The organism is Candidatus Methanoperedens sp., from assembly GCA_027460525.1.
Lineage (GTDB): Archaea > Halobacteriota > Methanosarcinia > Methanosarcinales > Methanoperedenaceae > Methanoperedens.
The window spans coordinates 35,235-49,399 of record JAPZAS010000024.1 but is presented as its reverse complement, the minus strand read 5'-3'; the positions used below and the strand labels follow the sequence as shown (position 1 = coordinate 49,399).

The 14,165-nt window shown below is 43.4% G+C and carries 18 protein-coding genes; 4 read left to right on the top strand and 14 right to left on the bottom strand.

What is annotated here, in order from left to right; genetic code table 11:
- Nucleotides 1-106: 106 nt before the first annotated feature.
- The 4 genes from O8C68_08620 to O8C68_08605 all read right to left on the bottom strand — a co-directional run bounded on the left by O8C68_08620 (nt 107) and on the right by O8C68_08605 (nt 3,176).
- Nucleotides 107-1,477: a DUF4367 domain-containing protein gene (locus tag O8C68_08620; GenBank protein ID MCZ7395866.1), complete on the bottom strand. Its 1,371-nt coding sequence runs from the start codon at nt 1,475-1,477 to the stop codon at nt 107-109.
- On the bottom strand, nt 1,467-2,057 hold the full coding sequence (locus O8C68_08615; GenBank protein MCZ7395865.1) for a hypothetical protein: 591 nt from the start codon (nt 2,055-2,057) through the stop codon (nt 1,467-1,469). The genes O8C68_08620 and O8C68_08615 overlap by 11 nt, the downstream gene beginning before the upstream one ends.
- Before the next feature lie 62 nt (nt 2,058-2,119).
- Complete coding sequence (locus tag O8C68_08610; GenBank protein MCZ7395864.1) at nt 2,120-2,245, bottom strand: hypothetical protein; 126 nt, start codon at nt 2,243-2,245, stop codon at nt 2,120-2,122.
- Nucleotides 2,246-2,459: 214 nt separating this feature from the next.
- On the bottom strand, nt 2,460-3,176 hold the full coding sequence (locus O8C68_08605) for a class I SAM-dependent methyltransferase (GenBank protein MCZ7395863.1): 717 nt from the start codon (nt 3,174-3,176) through the stop codon (nt 2,460-2,462).
- 96 nt (nt 3,177-3,272) lie between these two features.
- Here O8C68_08605 and hypB point away from each other — a divergent pair, with 96 nt between their 5' ends.
- On the top strand, nt 3,273-3,947 hold the full coding sequence (gene hypB, locus O8C68_08600) for a hydrogenase nickel incorporation protein HypB (GenBank protein MCZ7395862.1): 675 nt from the start codon (nt 3,273-3,275) through the stop codon (nt 3,945-3,947).
- Nucleotides 3,944-4,708, top strand: a complete 765-nt coding sequence (locus O8C68_08595) for a dienelactone hydrolase family protein (GenBank protein ID MCZ7395861.1) — start codon at nt 3,944-3,946, stop codon at nt 4,706-4,708. Before hypB ends, O8C68_08595 begins: the two co-directional genes overlap by 4 nt.
- A 37-nt stretch (nt 4,709-4,745) precedes the next feature.
- Here the strand turns inward: O8C68_08595 and O8C68_08590 are convergent, their stop codons facing one another.
- Nucleotides 4,746-5,195 carry a hypothetical protein gene (locus tag O8C68_08590; protein ID MCZ7395860.1) on the bottom strand — a complete coding sequence of 150 codons (450 nt, stop codon included), beginning with the start codon at nt 5,193-5,195 and terminating at the stop codon, nt 4,746-4,748.
- 18 nt (nt 5,196-5,213) lie between these two features.
- The gene (locus tag O8C68_08585) at nt 5,214-5,456 is read right to left on the bottom strand and encodes a hypothetical protein (GenBank protein MCZ7395859.1); all 243 of its coding nucleotides are present in this window, start codon (nt 5,454-5,456) and stop codon (nt 5,214-5,216) included.
- A gap of 143 nt (nt 5,457-5,599) precedes the next feature.
- Between O8C68_08585 and O8C68_08580 the strand changes: the two genes are divergently transcribed.
- Together O8C68_08580 and O8C68_08575 are read left to right on the top strand one after the other, a co-directional pair.
- Nucleotides 5,600-6,997: an ion transporter gene (locus tag O8C68_08580; GenBank protein ID MCZ7395858.1), complete on the top strand. Its 1,398-nt coding sequence runs from the start codon at nt 5,600-5,602 to the stop codon at nt 6,995-6,997.
- 58 nt (nt 6,998-7,055) lie between these two features.
- Nucleotides 7,056-7,793, top strand: a complete 738-nt coding sequence (locus O8C68_08575; protein MCZ7395857.1) for a hypothetical protein — start codon at nt 7,056-7,058, stop codon at nt 7,791-7,793.
- 62 nt (nt 7,794-7,855) lie between these two features.
- On the opposite strand, the gene O8C68_08570 is transcribed toward O8C68_08575, so the two are convergent.
- From O8C68_08570 to O8C68_08535, 8 genes are all read right to left on the bottom strand, one after another.
- Nucleotides 7,856-8,350, bottom strand: coding sequence for a hypothetical protein (locus O8C68_08570; protein ID MCZ7395856.1), 495 nt, complete (start codon nt 8,348-8,350; stop codon nt 7,856-7,858).
- An 89-nt stretch (nt 8,351-8,439) separates the two neighbouring features.
- The gene (locus O8C68_08565; GenBank protein MCZ7395855.1) at nt 8,440-9,681 is read right to left on the bottom strand and encodes an ABC transporter permease; all 1,242 of its coding nucleotides are present in this window, start codon (nt 9,679-9,681) and stop codon (nt 8,440-8,442) included.
- A gap of 18 nt (nt 9,682-9,699) precedes the next feature.
- Entirely contained in the window at nt 9,700-11,076 is a 1,377-nt protein-coding gene (locus tag O8C68_08560; GenBank protein ID MCZ7395854.1) for a COG1361 S-layer family protein, read from the bottom strand.
- The gene (locus O8C68_08555; GenBank protein ID MCZ7395853.1) at nt 11,073-11,780 is read right to left on the bottom strand and encodes an ABC transporter ATP-binding protein; all 708 of its coding nucleotides are present in this window, start codon (nt 11,778-11,780) and stop codon (nt 11,073-11,075) included. Before O8C68_08555 ends, O8C68_08560 begins: the two co-directional genes overlap by 4 nt.
- A complete protein-coding gene (locus tag O8C68_08550; GenBank protein MCZ7395852.1) occupies nt 11,777-12,280 on the bottom strand; it encodes a PGF-CTERM sorting domain-containing protein in 504 nt (167 codons plus the stop codon). The genes O8C68_08555 and O8C68_08550 overlap by 4 nt, the downstream gene beginning before the upstream one ends.
- 154 nt (nt 12,281-12,434) lie before the next feature.
- Complete coding sequence (locus O8C68_08545) at nt 12,435-12,572, bottom strand: hypothetical protein (GenBank protein MCZ7395851.1); 138 nt, start codon at nt 12,570-12,572, stop codon at nt 12,435-12,437.
- Entirely contained in the window at nt 12,554-13,180 is a 627-nt protein-coding gene (locus tag O8C68_08540) for a hypothetical protein (protein MCZ7395850.1), read from the bottom strand. The genes O8C68_08545 and O8C68_08540 overlap by 19 nt, the downstream gene beginning before the upstream one ends.
- A 75-nt stretch (nt 13,181-13,255) precedes the next feature.
- A complete protein-coding gene (locus tag O8C68_08535) occupies nt 13,256-14,164 on the bottom strand; it encodes a hypothetical protein (GenBank protein ID MCZ7395849.1) in 909 nt (302 codons plus the stop codon).
- Nucleotide 14,165: the final 1 nt, after the last annotated feature.

Sequence of the window (14,165 nt, the reverse complement as noted above, 5' to 3'; positions counted from 1 at the left end):
CTACGTGCTGTACTTATAAAAGATTTTCTTAAACTACGAATGGATTCGTAGTTATAGCAACTCTTCGCCCTTTGATAGCCTCTCCTCGAAAAATCCAATGGCAGGGTCATTTGACAGACCTTGCCACCTTTATCATCTCATCCATGCCAAGCGAGGTACCGGTAAAACTGCTCCCGTTGTAAGCATAACTGCTAATGGTCAGGCTGAGACTGCCTTCTTTCCAGTTCAATGACTTCATACCGCTCTCTTCCTCTAAAAAGCGTCCCTGGGTTCCGTTTATATCCACGAATTTATATGGAGTTTTAGAAAAACTTCCCGATACATCCGTATCGTCCTTTATAACAAGGAGTTCCTGTAAGTTCAGGTATTCATTTCCCCTTGTATAGGAAAGGAGTGCCTGTTCAAGTTCTGAAGAAAAGCCATGGAACTTGGTTCCCGAGGTTCCCGCAGTATTCATCCTGTATCCTTCCGGGATATAACCTGGTTGGAGAATCTTAAAAGAAACCTCTGCCTGCGCGTCTGCTATAGCCTCCTCAACGGTCTTTTCCCTTACAGGGGGTGAAGGAATCATCATTTCAGAGCTTACCACCTGGTTAATCCACCTTGCTGTTGCAACCACTTTATATCTGTCTCCCACCTTGCCTTTTATAACTATAGGAGACAGTATATATTTTTCATCTGAGGGATTGCCCTTTGAGAGTTCGATAACTATGATAGGCGCAAATGTTTCAGTATAGATAGTGGTTTGCATCCCTGTCACCGGGTCAGAGACGGAATTACGGGTTTCCCACGTTACAAGAGGTTCAGATGGTCCAAAAAATCCATTCGATTCACTATTTAAAGAGTAGCTCCTTGTAACTGTTGAAACAGTGGTATTCGTTAACTCATTTACTACTGAAATATTAACTACAACACCTGGTGCATAGCCCTGTCCGAAGATCTCTAGATCACCATAAACGGAGTAAATTTCATTAGTTCCATTGATGCTTGTCTGGTTCCAGATGTTCATCGCTATTTTCGGCTTGGGAATATTGATTTCTACTGTTCTGGAATCTATGAGTTTCCCATATTGATATATATCCACTTCGACTTTTTGCAGCCCCGGCGATTCGTATCCCACCATGTAAGTTATGCTGTTGAAGCCGGGTTTTAATAGAATTTCTTTCTGAGAAATATCAGTGACGTTTGATGTGTTCGATGGCGTGTAACTTAAATTCTCATACGATAAAACAGCAACCCCTTTTAAACTAACGCCTTTCGCATCTACAAATGAATTTTTCACATCTATAGTTACATTTGCGTCCTTTGAAGCATTATTCTGCATGAAGACCGTAAGCTGACCCAGTTGTCCTATTAGGAGTTCCTTAGACGCTTCTACTTTTACAATACTGACATCTGAAGGGGTAAAATACCAGATTACTGCGGCAGACAGTAAAACTATCGCTATTATCGCCCCCATTATAATCTTATTTCTCATTCTTCTCACCCCGCAATTTGTCAACCAGAGCAACCTTATTGGTCATACCATACTGCTTTTTAACTACCAGCCCTCTCTTTTCAAGATCGGTCAGCATCCTTGAGACCTTTGCTTTTGAGAAATTCAGTGAAAGCACAAGATCATTCTGAAGCATTTCACAATCATGTTCAGCGATTTCTTTAACCAGTCTCTTTTCATCCCCTTCCAGTGCAGTTAAGACCGCCTCGATTAATCCTGAATCTTCTTTAACACACTCCACAATAGCAGCTATATCAGTATTATGGGCAGGGATTTCTGCCGGTTTTCCTTCCATCATCATATTCTCTACCTCGTTTCTTCCTGTTGCAAATAACATTGTGAGAATGTATGAGAGCATCATGCCGCCAACTGTCGAGCCGATAACAAGAACATACGCATCGTTCCTGGTATAGGTGTAGGGAAGTTCAAGGATTTTGAAAGACCCATCGGTTATCTGGATAATCGATGGCTTTGTGGCAAGCAGCATGCCTGTGACGATAACTCCTGCTACCATCAGCACAGCGCCAGCCAGTACCATTGTTCCTGTTTTCCTTGAAATCATCGAAATACACGACCTTAAGCCAGACTACTACATGATACTCTACTGTTTAAGTTTTCTTCTCCTTATATCCAAGAGCACTTAAAATTTGTAATCGCATTCTGCTGAACGATATTTTTTACCTGCCTTCCTTTAAGCATGTGTATCGTCAGCCTGTTGCTATACACTCCTTTTAGCATTGATTTCTTCATCTTATTACCTCCTATAGAACGTACATTCTTGCGCCTGATTTATCCTAAAGGTGAAACGACTGATACATTTTATGTAAGACGACAGGTGAAACGGTTGCAGAAAAGTGAAACAAGCGGCGCTGCATATCGAAAATTAATGAGCGCCCCAAATATTCCATAGTAATGTAGGTATACAGAATTTAGGTGGACTTAAAAAAGAATTATAACACCTGGATTATTTCCCCAACTCCTTCAAGCGCCTCTGTTTCCTATCCTCCAGCGTCTTCTTTATCAAATCATCTATATCGCTGTACTGCTTCCTTTCACCGTGAAAATATTTATCCCCTGACATCTCCTCAATAATTTTCTTTTTTCCTGGTGTCTTTCCCATCTTTCCAAAAATCAACAAATAATTATAAGGACCAGCATCCAACTGTTCCCGAACTTCAAAGCCATTATCCCTGCAGATAGAAATCACGTCCTCTGGCGTCAGCCGCTCCTCTACGGGCGGTCCGAAATCCATCTCCAGCTTCTTCCAGTCCACTATAACCACTATCCCGTTCCCGGAAAGAATACGCTTTCCTTCTTTTAATATCGAGCTTCTATCCTCAAGTTCATGAAATACATTAGCCATAAGCAGTACGTCAACGGAATTATCAGGCAGCGGAATACGCGTTTCTTCCGATAAAATAGCTTCAATGTTTGTGAGATTTTGCTTTTTTATTTTCTGGAGAACAATATCAAGCATTCCTTTCTGGACATCAATGGCAAACACCTTTTTGACACGCCGCGAGGCAGGTATTGTGAAATAACCTGTGCCGCAGCCCAGGTCTGCAAGTACCATTTCCCTGCTCAATCCCGCTTTGTCCAGAATGCCGTCTGGATTTAAAAATAGGATTCTCTCGGGGCTGTCGAGTATTTCCGCACTCTTTACATCGAATTTATGAGCCATTAACCTTAGATGAGCCTATATGCATCTTAATACTTTCATATCACCTTGCAATGAATTAAGAAAAGGATAAATGGAAGGAGCAAGCAATCGTTTATTATGCACACCATCGAAGTTCCTATTGGATACGACGTTCTGGCGGTGAATTCAGAGCTTGCGCGGCGCAACCGTAAGACCATGGAAAAACATGGTATTACGGCTTTTAACATAATGGGTGCAATAGGCTCTGGCAAGACGTTATTGATAGAGATAACAATAGAAAAACTTGGCAAAAGCTGCAGGATAGGCGCAATAGCAGGAGATGTGGTAGCGAGGATTGATGCCGCACGATTTGAAAAATTTAGAATACCTGTTATGGGGTTAAACACAGGAAAAGAATGCCACCTGGACGCGCATCTTGTGGAGCACGGGCTTGGAAAACTCCCGCTTGATTCCCTAGATATTCTATTCATAGAGAACGTGGGGAATCTGATATGTCCTGCGGATTATGAACTGGGTGAGCATAAACGCGTGGTGATTGTAAGCGTAAGTGAAGGGGACGATATTGTTGAAAAACATCCTTCGATTTTTACCACTGCTGACCTTATAATCGTAAATAAAATAGATATTGCTGAGGCTGTAAATGCGGATGCGGATAAAATGGTGAAGGATGCACGCATCATCAATCCGCGCATAGATGTTCTGAAGATGAGCCTTAAAACCGGGGAAGGTTTTGAAGAGTGGATAAACTTTGTAAAGGAAAGTATTAAAAAAATAAGTGGAGGTTATGTATGAAGATATTGATTTTGTGCTTGTTGACTGTAGCCTTGGTTACCTCGGGTTGTACCGGATATACGGATCGCAATATAACCGAGGGTTACAAATCCCAGGGCACTACGGTCAATATCATAAGCGGGAATCTGACTTACCCTGCTTACCTTGCAGCGCCGTCCGGGGAAGGGAAGAAGCCGGCGATAGTGCTGATTCACTCCATCAACGGCTTCGAACCTGGCTACCGCAATCTGACCGATATGTTAGCCGAAGAAGGATATGTTGTGCTCGCTCCGCAGTGGCAGACCTTCGAGCGGACGCCAAGGGATGAGATAGTGGAACGGCTTATCCTGGACTCGGTAGCTTACTTAAAGACAAGACCGGATGTTGATGCCAATCACCTGGGGCTGACAGGATTCTGCATTGGCGGAAGGTATACCATGCTCTTTCTGCCCCAGATGGATGAATTCAAGTCAGGAGTTGCCTGGTATGGCTTCCCCTATTCCGGCGGATTTGCAAACCAATCCAGGCCTGTGGATATGATCGAATCATTGAAAGCACCGATGCTGATGATCCACGGGACCAACGACCAGGCAAGCCCGATTGCCGATATCTACCGCTATGCTACGGCATTAAATGCTTCTGGCAAGTACTTTGAGCTAAAGGTCTACCAGGGAGAGCCTCACGGGTTCATGATCGAGAACGGTACGCTCTCCCGGAGCTTCGTAGCCGAGGATGCCTACAGGGAGATGGTGACCTTCTTTGACCGCACACTGCGCGAATAACCGATTAAAAAATAGATAGGTTGTAGAGTCATTGTATCTATTTCTTTAACTGCCCAACAGCTATTATCACGACTGCAACTCCCAGGCTTATACCTCCAATTGCTCTGAAAGGAACGCTGAAAGCTCTCAAAGAACCGACCAGGAGGAAGTAGAATGCGAGAGTTACAAGAATTGCCCCCACAACTGCAAGTATGCTGCCCAGCCTCTTGGTTTTGTCCGACAGGTTGACGCCGTCAATGCTGAACCCATAAACTATGTTCAGGATTGCCAGAAGACCGCTATGTACATGCAGGAGTCGATTTGCCACTCTTATACCAGGTTCCCCCATATACAGTGTCACATTCTGCCCGGCAATCGTTGCTTCTCTCGTCGCAGCAAAATATGCAGCTCCCAAGCTGGACATCTGGCTGGTTATGTACAAACCCATTAACGGGCCTATCAATAGCCATATCCATCCAAATTTTTTGTTTAAATCACCTATTGCCATTTTATATTCCTCCAATTATTATTGAGCTATGTAGATAATATACAGTACAACACCTAAAAAAATCGCTATAGTCCATGAAAAAAAAGTAACTCTCATAAAGTTCTTTGTCTTTTTTATCTCATCCAATACCATGAATATGCCCATGAATAATGCAAATAGCCCTATAATCACATGGGAAACAATCAGCAAACCCCTGAAATTCATAGATATAAGTGCCAGAAAATTTGAAATAAGAGAATAACCCATCCATACAAAAGCCATGCCTCCCAAGAGGATTGCAGCTTTAGCCGTTTTATCATGTTTCTCCCTTTTACTTCTATTCCTATTTTGGCAGCACCGTTTAGATAAACATTTCCTTTCTCTTTACCAAGAGTATTTCTTATAAGACATTCTAATTCAACCACATGCAAGGGCTGCGTGGTAAAATAAGGGAGCCTGTGTATCAGATATTCACCGATCACCTGATGATAGTACTTGCACTGTTACTGATCCCGGTTATTTTTTTGCCATTATTTTTTATCTTCTCACCGTTCATGCTTGTCTTGTTCAGGATAGCTAGAGATGCCATCCTTGTGATATTCATTCTGGAGTACTTCTTAAAGCTGTATGTAGCAGATTTCAGGAAGGCATATGCTGCGGACCCGTGGCACGTTATTGACCTTCTGATCGTTATCCTTGCCGCTACGAATTTCATTCCGTGGACACTGCTGGGAGGAATAGGAAGGGCTTTTCCACTGCTGCGGTTGTTAAGGTTAACAAGGATATTTGCGGTTGCTGGCAGGACAGTCAAAAGGGCTATCCCGGTAAGACCGATGGAGGAGGTTGCTCTGCTTGCCTCACGAATGAAAATCAACATACTTATGGATGGCAATATCATCAGGGGTGCAGCAAAGGAAGATATCGCCAGTTATATTGCCGCACCAGAGCATACCTGGATAGACCTGCAGGAGGTTTCTGAGCTGGATATTGGTTTTGTCAGCGATACCCTCAAGATCCCAAGGGTTGTGCTGGAAAGCAAAATCATCAAGGAATCCTACCCCAAGATCGATTTCTTCAAGAACTTCACCACCATCTTCATCCGGGACTCAAAACTGCAATCAGAAGGTGCGGATGTTAAAGATGCCCATATCCTGAGAAATAATATGCTCATCACATGGGACAATAACTACATCGTCACCATTTCCAGTGACAAAAGCGAGCTATTTGATCTGATAAGTGATGACCTGGCACTGAAGGATGAGGATTTCATTGTTAGAATCTTATACGCGATTTTCAGCAGAAAAATCAGTGATTACGAAGATATCGTGCGGTCGATGGAACAAAATATTACAGCACTGGAAGAACTACCTGTGGGCAAGATGCACCCGTTCCTTGAGAGATCATTCTACTTTAAGAAAGAGATCCAGAAGATCCACGGCAACCTCTTGCATTTTAAGCAGGTGCTGGGGGCTATAAGGACGAGGAAAATATTGCCAGGCTTGAAGGATGAATATCCTTCCCTCTTTGGCATTCTCTTTGATGAATCAGTTTACCTGTCCGAGACATCTGAGAACATCAGGGATAATCTTTTCTCATTGATCGATCTTCGCATAAATACTGTATCGGTGGGGTTAAACAGGGTAATGAGGGTACTCGCAGTGATCACAAGCCTCGGGCTTATTCCATCAATCATAAGCGGGCTTTTTGGAGAAAACCTGATAGACAGCCCGTATCATGTCAGGCTCCCCGAGGTATTTTTCCTTGAGCTATCCATAATGCTCCTGGTAGCATATGCTTTCTACAGGCGGGGCTGGTTAAGGTAGCTGATTAAGAAAAACCTTTTCATTACTTTTATTAATGGAAAGACTAATCAAACATCGGATGAAGCTCGTAGAATCATCGGCTTTCAGGGTGGCGATTTGGGTGTCACCAGCCTTATTTATTTTGATCCTTACAGTGATGATTTCGTTAGTGACGGGTCATCCGCAGGGATTGTTCCTGAGCCGTTCAATCCGGGGTATGCTGGTAAGATTTGTTCTGGTTACGCTTATGTTCATAGCGCCTGTTTTGATATTGCCCAATCTTCTGGCTCTGGTGGTGAACAGGGCGAAGAATGAAATGCCCTTCGGACAGTTTGTAAGGGCCGCATCAGACTCCTATCGAGAATTAAGCAAGCCCGATGCGTGGATTATCAGACCCCTGCAAGGTATTGGTCTTTCTTTGATCTTTGCCGAGAGACTAGTGAATTTATTAGAGTTCCTTCCGGCCCGCCTGGTTCTCTTCTTTATGGGAAGTGCGTTAGTTTCCCTGTTCCTGTCAGTCCTTTGGGCGCTGGATGATTCAGGCGTCAGGATATACAACAAAAGGGCGGGTGAAGTTTACATGGCTGGCAGGAGCATTGGCACAGTCCTGCCTTTGATCACCGGAGCAATCGGAATAGCCAGCTTGTTTCACCTCAGTTCTCCTCTGGATGCCTTGACCGAACTTTTGGAAATCGTCATGGTACTCTACCCATCATACGTTTTCTTCGTTATTTTCCATCATGAATTCATTAAGAGGAGAATAGCCCCTTTATCGGAAAGGCTCCTTTTGAAAAGAATAGAAATGAGCTTAAGATAGCTGCGTCATTTTAATGCAACCGCTACAATGTCGTAAACGAAAAGCCACACAAAATAAAGAAATTATCTATAACATTTCAATATATCAAGGGCTATTGCTGGAAGATTAAGAATACTGCGCGAAAGATAGACGCAGTCCCTGCACATCTTTTTACCGATCAAGGCATTCATATGTTCTTTAAATACCTCATGGGCTGTTTTTTTGAAATCCTCAGGATAATATGCGTTCACAATGAAGTTACTTAGATCTATGTTATCATCAAAACATGGTTGCTTTTCAAATAAAGCAGGCACTGTGATAAGCTTCATCCCATTATCCAGTTCAGATAAAAAAATAAAGATTGACCTTCCTACATATGCCCCTGCTGCTTCAGATTCTATTTTTCCCTCTAAACCTTTACCTTCTACTCTGCTGATTAACAAGCTGCAATAGCCTACTCCCGAATTATTCAGGAAATACCTCACGTTAAGTGTTAATTCTATGCGCATTATAGGTATCTTAATCTCCGAGTCCTTTTTATCGGCTGCTACCTCCCTGAAACCCTCTAATTCATCCATAAACTCAATTTTATTAAATAGCGGCTGAGGATGCTGAGCTGTTTTTACCAATCACTTCATTTTCAAACAAAAGCTTCACCAATATAACATTATTCGTATCTCAAAGCATCAACAGGCTTCAATTTCGATGCCTGGTACGCGGGAATCAATCCTGCAAGAATTCCCACTATAACCGATACTGATAATGCCATCATTATTGAGTTCAATGTCACTAGTGTGCCCCCTCTTCCCATGGGAAGACCCCCCATAAGCGCAGGCATGAAGCCGGAAAGCATTGTTCCCAGGATTACGCCTATTATTCCACCAACGAGCCCGATAAATCCTGCATTGAACAGGAATATGAGCAGGATATCAGGATTGCGCGCACCGATAGCTTTCATTATCCCGATTTCTTTAGTCTTTTCAAGGACAGAAGTGAACATGGTGTTTGCAATCCCGATAGAACCCACGATTAAGGAAACCGCAGCAATTGCAAGAAGAAATGTACTCATTGAATTCATCGTAGCTGCTCTTGTCTGTTGCATTTGCAAATTTGAAGAAACTGAAAAATCCATTGTGTTTTGGGTGACATGTCTTTCAATAATAAGTTTGTTCTGGATTTCCGAGATATCTTGAACCAGCTGGTCCTGATTCCTGACCTTAATAACAAATGTATCATAGATACCGTTTGTCTTGTCTGGCATCACCTGATATGCCATCTGGATTGGCATATAAATACTATTGCTCTGGTCATTAAGAATTCCCACAACTCTGAAAGCACTGCCGTTTATCGAAATCATTTTATTTATCCCGACAGGCTGGGAAAAATAAGAAGATGCGAGATTTCCTCCGATTACGACGACGTTCTGGTCAGCAGGACCAAGGCTCCGACCTGTTTGGATTGTAGTCGTAGTAACTTGAGACCATACTTTCTGGTCAACGCCTGTTACTGAAACTTTGCCAATTTTGCCAAGGTAGGATGTGTTCACACTTTCTCTGATATTTGTGTCGATCAGCGCAATATCAGGTATAGCCTTCAATGCCTGGAGATCAACATTGGCCAGTACTACTGGTTTGGTCGTCGCCAAAGCTCCGCCCCCCCCGCCTCCTCCCCCGCCGCCTCTCATACCATACATGCCGCCACCCCGTCCAGCGCCGGCTGTGATTGTCACGATATCTCCGCCAAGAGCATTCAATTGTGCATTAAGCGTTTGCTGCATCCCGTCTCCTATAGATACAATAGCAATTACGGCAGCAACGCCTATTACTATTCCAGTTATAGTCAGCCAGCTTCTCAGCTTGCTGTGAAGCACCATATTAAACGCATGTTTGAAACATTTTTCAAGTTTCATTTTAACCCGCCGGACTTATCATTTCTTCTCGCGCTTGAATAAATCCTTCATTTTGAAACCAGGATCAAGCAGCTTGCGACTCTTGTACTTCCTATGGACTACAACTGCGCCAACAAGCACAACTATTCCGAAGATATACAGTGTGTTATCAGAGGGTATAGAGAATGCACTTGTTTGTCGTGCGGCTCCACTTCGTCCCTGAAAACCAGTTTGTCCGTTCGCAGATGCGATGTTTTGAGATCCTATTAAGACCTGTTTTGTAACGACTTCTCTTACTCCCAGGGTATCGGTATAGGCTATTTGTATGAGCACTGAACCGGCTGAGCTATTTGTTGGACTTTGCATAGACCTTCCCTGGAAGCTGGTATTGTTTCTGAAACCTCTATTCTGGGAAGTCATATTACTGATTGATGCTTGCAATTTAAAGCTTGCAACCGTATAGTCTCCTTTGTTAAGATTGCCTATGATGACTGTATTTGGGCCGCTTACACTCCAGCCTTGCTGATTGGGAACAATCACCGATACCGAGTTTGCAGGATTGCTTCCTGTATTGGCAATGCTGAAAGACATCTGGCTGTTTGCATTATCTGCGTATGCCACATCGAAATCCGTTCCTCCGCCAACATACACCCCGGCAAATGTGGTTAATGTTGTCGTTTTATTTGACATTGAATCTTCATAACTCAGGAATAAGTTCAGTTTGTATAATCCCGGCACTGAATTAGTATCAGCCATCACCTGGTAGTCCAGTTCACTGCTATTGCCAATATCAATGTAATTGATGTACTTGGTATTGTCACTTCCGACTGGAAGAATTATATTTTGATCATTAGTCCAGCTGAAAGTCAAATCCCGGAGGGGTGCATTCCCGACATTATTGATTGTGAATATTAAGGGTGTTTGCTGTCCCGGAACGAGCATCGTCTGGCCAATGTGGATCACTTCTGCGCTTTCTTTGCTCTTCACATCAAGGGACAGGATTGTCTGGGTCACATCGGTTGAACCTGCCTCATAATACTTAACTTTGAGTTGATAACTTCCTGCCGGAGCATCCTTGTTTACCTGCATATGGAACAGTATGACTCTTGTATTTGCATTGGGATCATCCTGCTGAGGGCCTTGAACTATTCCTACATCCTGGACTGCGTTTTCACCGGGTACAAGCTCAAATGGATACGCAGGTTCAACTTCCATCCTAAGATCGTTAGTACTCATACCGCCCTGATTCTGGATACCTATACGTACATCCACGGGATTTCCTGCAGTAGCAGGATTCGGGCCATAGTTCGAAAGGCTTACTGATAGTACTGTTGAACCTGCTAAATCCGCATAGACTGGAGGAGCGTAAGCCGCCAATGCCAGTATTATCAAAATTGGAAACATTATTTTTTTCATTTTTTATTTACCTCGTTATTTTCAGATATTCTCATTATCTGCCCATCTTTCAATTCAATTGTTGTATGAGCATATTTAGCCAGATTAAGGTCGTGAGTGACCATTATGATCGTTTTTCCCTGCTCTTCCCACAATCTGTGAAGCATATCCAGGACTTCCCTGCCTGTAACACTGTCGAGTGCTCCGGTGGGTTCATCCGCAAGGATTATCTCTGGGTCGCCAGCCAGGCATCTTGCTATAGACACTCTCTGCTGCTGACCCCCGGAAAGCTGTGTCGGGCGATGATGCATTTTGTCACTCAACCCTACCAGTGCCAGTATTTCCTGTGCTCTCTTTGCTGCTTTTTGGTCATCATATTCTAAGAATTCCAATGGAAGCATCACGTTCTCAAAAGCAGACATTGACTGGATCAGGTTGTATTGCTGGAAAATAAAACCGATAGTCTTTCCTCTGAATGATGCAAGGTCGGATTCGCTTAATGTGCTGATGTCCTGCGATCGGAGATATAAGCTTCCTCTGGAAGGTATGTCCAGGCAGCCTATCAGGTTCATCATTGTTGACTTGCCGCTTCCTGAAGCGCCTATGATTGCCACAAAGTCTCCTTTCTTTATTTCAACGCTTACCCCTCTCAGGGCTGGAACTTCCACTTCGCCCATTTTGTAGATTTTCCAGACGTCCTTCAGTTCCATTATAGTTTCCATCATTTATTACGCCGCCTTGCCAGAAGAACGCAGGCAATTAATCCGACCAGGGATAACACAATTCCGAATCCTGGAGCCGCTTTAGTCCCTGTCACGGCTGAACCTGCCGGGGTTGCCGTTGCTGCGGGTGGCTGCCCTATAGCCATCAGGGCTGCACTGGGATCGGCAGCGTGGTCAGGCTGGTTAGCAAATAAAGTTCCGTACGAGTTAAGCGGCAATGTTCTGTTTGAGTTACGCATTCCGAACGTTCCGTTAGAGCGACGCATCCCTGGTGTTCTGCTGGTGTTGCGTGGCACATAAGTTCCGTTAGAATTGTTCTGTCCGAACATCCCGCTGGAGTTGCGCATTCCACTGCCTGAAGCTATGACATGGCAGGTGCGGCATGAACCATCTCCATACACTGCAGTGAGATTTGTAAGATACTGGGGGCGTGCAAAAGCTTCCGGTGCCCCTACAAGAATTACTAATGTTAACAAAAGTAATACAACTACTGTTCTATTCATATATTGTATCTCCGTTTTCTCCAATTTTGGTAATACTATATCAGGGTCATAATTTAACCAATAAATAATTAGTTGAATACTTTACCGTTGCTTACTTAGATTGGTGGTTAGTTTTAAGAAGAAAAGCCAAGTAAAGCAATTTCGACGTGTTCAACTAATCGATTATTTTGCCATTTACAGACTCTTCTTCTTTCATGGTAACGTTACATTTTTCATATTGCTGGGAAAATGGATCCCTCGCTGGGGATCCAATACAACTTTTTCTCACCATTTTCATTGCTTCATCGTCCAATTGTGTAGTTTGAACGTTCCATTGAAGTTATGCATTCCACTGAAGTTGCGCAGTTCGCCGCCTGAATGCACGACAGGAGACGATAGCAGCACATTGTAGTTTGCACCGTTTATGGTTATAGTACCTGTTGCAAGCATTTGACCTTCATAGTTCGATAGCGACAGTGAGATTGTTCCTGCCGGTGCTGGAGTGAAGCCCGTCTGGCTCGTTCCTCGCGGGGGTACTGTTACTATGGTTCCTGTAAGAGACTGGTTTGTATAGCCTGTTATGGTGAGACCATACGGCTGACCTGCGAATCTGAGATAAGCTCTGGTCTGACTTTGGGATGCGTTGGTGACTTTCATAGCCATCACATCCAGAACGTGATATTCGGATTTATCTGATGGGTTCAGCGCAAACCCGTGTCCCATGAGTATAGGCACAATATTCATTCTGAATGTTCCGTTAAAATTGTGTGTTCCCGTTCCCATCATATTGTGTGTTCCTCCAGACCATCTACCTTTACCAATGCCCATACCTGAGGAGTGGGCATACACAATTGCTGCTGTTGGTGCCAGAACCAGCAAAGCCGCAGTAAATATGATTGCTGTTTTCTTTGTTATTTTCATTTATATTCACCTCGAATGCCTGTTAGGAGTGAACGATACTTAATTTCGCTGCAGAACAACGATATGAAATAAGCTTTATTCGAGTTCCTTTTCCGATAAAAACCATTCTGATAGTTCGATAAGGTTCGTCCTGCCGTGTTCATGCTTTTTTATTATGTTTTTCCTCTTTAGAGCGTTTATTATACCTGTGAGCGAAGATTTTGGAATCCGTGTCTCATACCGAATGTCAGCCTGAGTTGCAGAACCGCCGTTTCTTAACAGTAAGCCTATTATCGCCTTCTCTTTATCGGAAAGGGTATCTATGACTTTCTGCATCTCACCTGTGATTCGGATTTCTTTTGTTTCAGGTTTTGTTTCATGGATATCCTCTGCTTCTTGGTCATGGGATTCTTTCTTTTCAGGAATTACTGTTCTTTTCTGCATTCTGCGTCTATAAAACGCGAAAATAACTCCAGCAATCAGTACCATAATCAGCAATACAGGAAGCACTGAGGTAATTAGACCGGTTGATTGACCTTGTTCACCGTTTGGCAGCTTGTAGTCCACTTTAATCCATGGTGATATTACCCTGTATCCATGAATGGATATGGTAAGCGAGTCCGCCTTGACCTGGAACTGGTAATTGAGTTCAGGTGGTACTTCAATCATCGTGACCTCAGAACCTGCTGGAAGATCGAATGTTACAGAATAATCCGAATAATAACCTTCCAAAGAGAAGTTAAGCGACCATGTATCTGCGCTCTTTGATGTCAGAGCGTCTGTAACGGCATAAAGCTGGTTAGTATTGTTATCAAAGGTGTACTGGGTGCCATTTAAGAAAAGCATATAAGACAAAGATCCGGGTGTGGCATAACCTGTCAGGAGTACGTTCCCGGAATTGTCTACATAACCATTGAGCAATACCTGCTCCTCGGTTATCATCTCCTGCGCATGCGCTCCGGTTATCAGTATTATCAGCAGGAACAAGAATATTCGAACGTTCATA

What these genes read in the sequence shown, in the direction of transcription:
- O8C68_08620 (MCZ7395866.1), bottom strand. Translation starts at nt 1,477, where the DNA reads ATGAGAAATAAGATTATAATGGGGGCGATAATAGCGATAGTTTTACTG.
- O8C68_08615 (MCZ7395865.1), bottom strand. Translation starts at nt 2,057, where the DNA reads ATGATTTCAAGGAAAACAGGAACAATGGTACTGGCTGGCGCTGTGCTG.
- O8C68_08610 (MCZ7395864.1), bottom strand. Translation starts at nt 2,245, where the DNA reads ATGAAGAAATCAATGCTAAAAGGAGTGTATAGCAACAGGCTGACGATA.
- O8C68_08605 (MCZ7395863.1), bottom strand. Translation starts at nt 3,176, where the DNA reads ATGGCTCATAAATTCGATGTAAAGAGTGCGGAAATACTCGACAGCCCC.
- hypB (MCZ7395862.1), top strand. Translation starts at nt 3,273, where the DNA reads ATGCACACCATCGAAGTTCCTATTGGATACGACGTTCTGGCGGTGAAT.
- O8C68_08595 (MCZ7395861.1), top strand. Translation starts at nt 3,944, where the DNA reads ATGAAGATATTGATTTTGTGCTTGTTGACTGTAGCCTTGGTTACCTCG.
- O8C68_08590 (MCZ7395860.1), bottom strand. Translation starts at nt 5,195, where the DNA reads ATGGCAATAGGTGATTTAAACAAAAAATTTGGATGGATATGGCTATTG.
- O8C68_08585 (MCZ7395859.1), bottom strand. Translation starts at nt 5,456, where the DNA reads ATGGCTTTTGTATGGATGGGTTATTCTCTTATTTCAAATTTTCTGGCA.
- O8C68_08580 (MCZ7395858.1), top strand. Translation starts at nt 5,600, where the DNA reads ATGCAAGGGCTGCGTGGTAAAATAAGGGAGCCTGTGTATCAGATATTC.
- O8C68_08575 (MCZ7395857.1), top strand. Translation starts at nt 7,056, where the DNA reads ATGAAGCTCGTAGAATCATCGGCTTTCAGGGTGGCGATTTGGGTGTCA.
- O8C68_08570 (MCZ7395856.1), bottom strand. Translation starts at nt 8,350, where the DNA reads ATGGATGAATTAGAGGGTTTCAGGGAGGTAGCAGCCGATAAAAAGGAC.
- O8C68_08565 (MCZ7395855.1), bottom strand. Translation starts at nt 9,681, where the DNA reads ATGAAACTTGAAAAATGTTTCAAACATGCGTTTAATATGGTGCTTCAC.
- O8C68_08560 (MCZ7395854.1), bottom strand. Translation starts at nt 11,076, where the DNA reads ATGAAAAAAATAATGTTTCCAATTTTGATAATACTGGCATTGGCGGCT.
- O8C68_08555 (MCZ7395853.1), bottom strand. Translation starts at nt 11,780, where the DNA reads ATGATGGAAACTATAATGGAACTGAAGGACGTCTGGAAAATCTACAAA.
- O8C68_08550 (MCZ7395852.1), bottom strand. Translation starts at nt 12,280, where the DNA reads ATGAATAGAACAGTAGTTGTATTACTTTTGTTAACATTAGTAATTCTT.
- O8C68_08540 (MCZ7395850.1), bottom strand. Translation starts at nt 13,180, where the DNA reads ATGAAAATAACAAAGAAAACAGCAATCATATTTACTGCGGCTTTGCTG.
- O8C68_08535 (MCZ7395849.1), bottom strand. Translation starts at nt 14,164, where the DNA reads ATGAACGTTCGAATATTCTTGTTCCTGCTGATAATACTGATAACCGGA.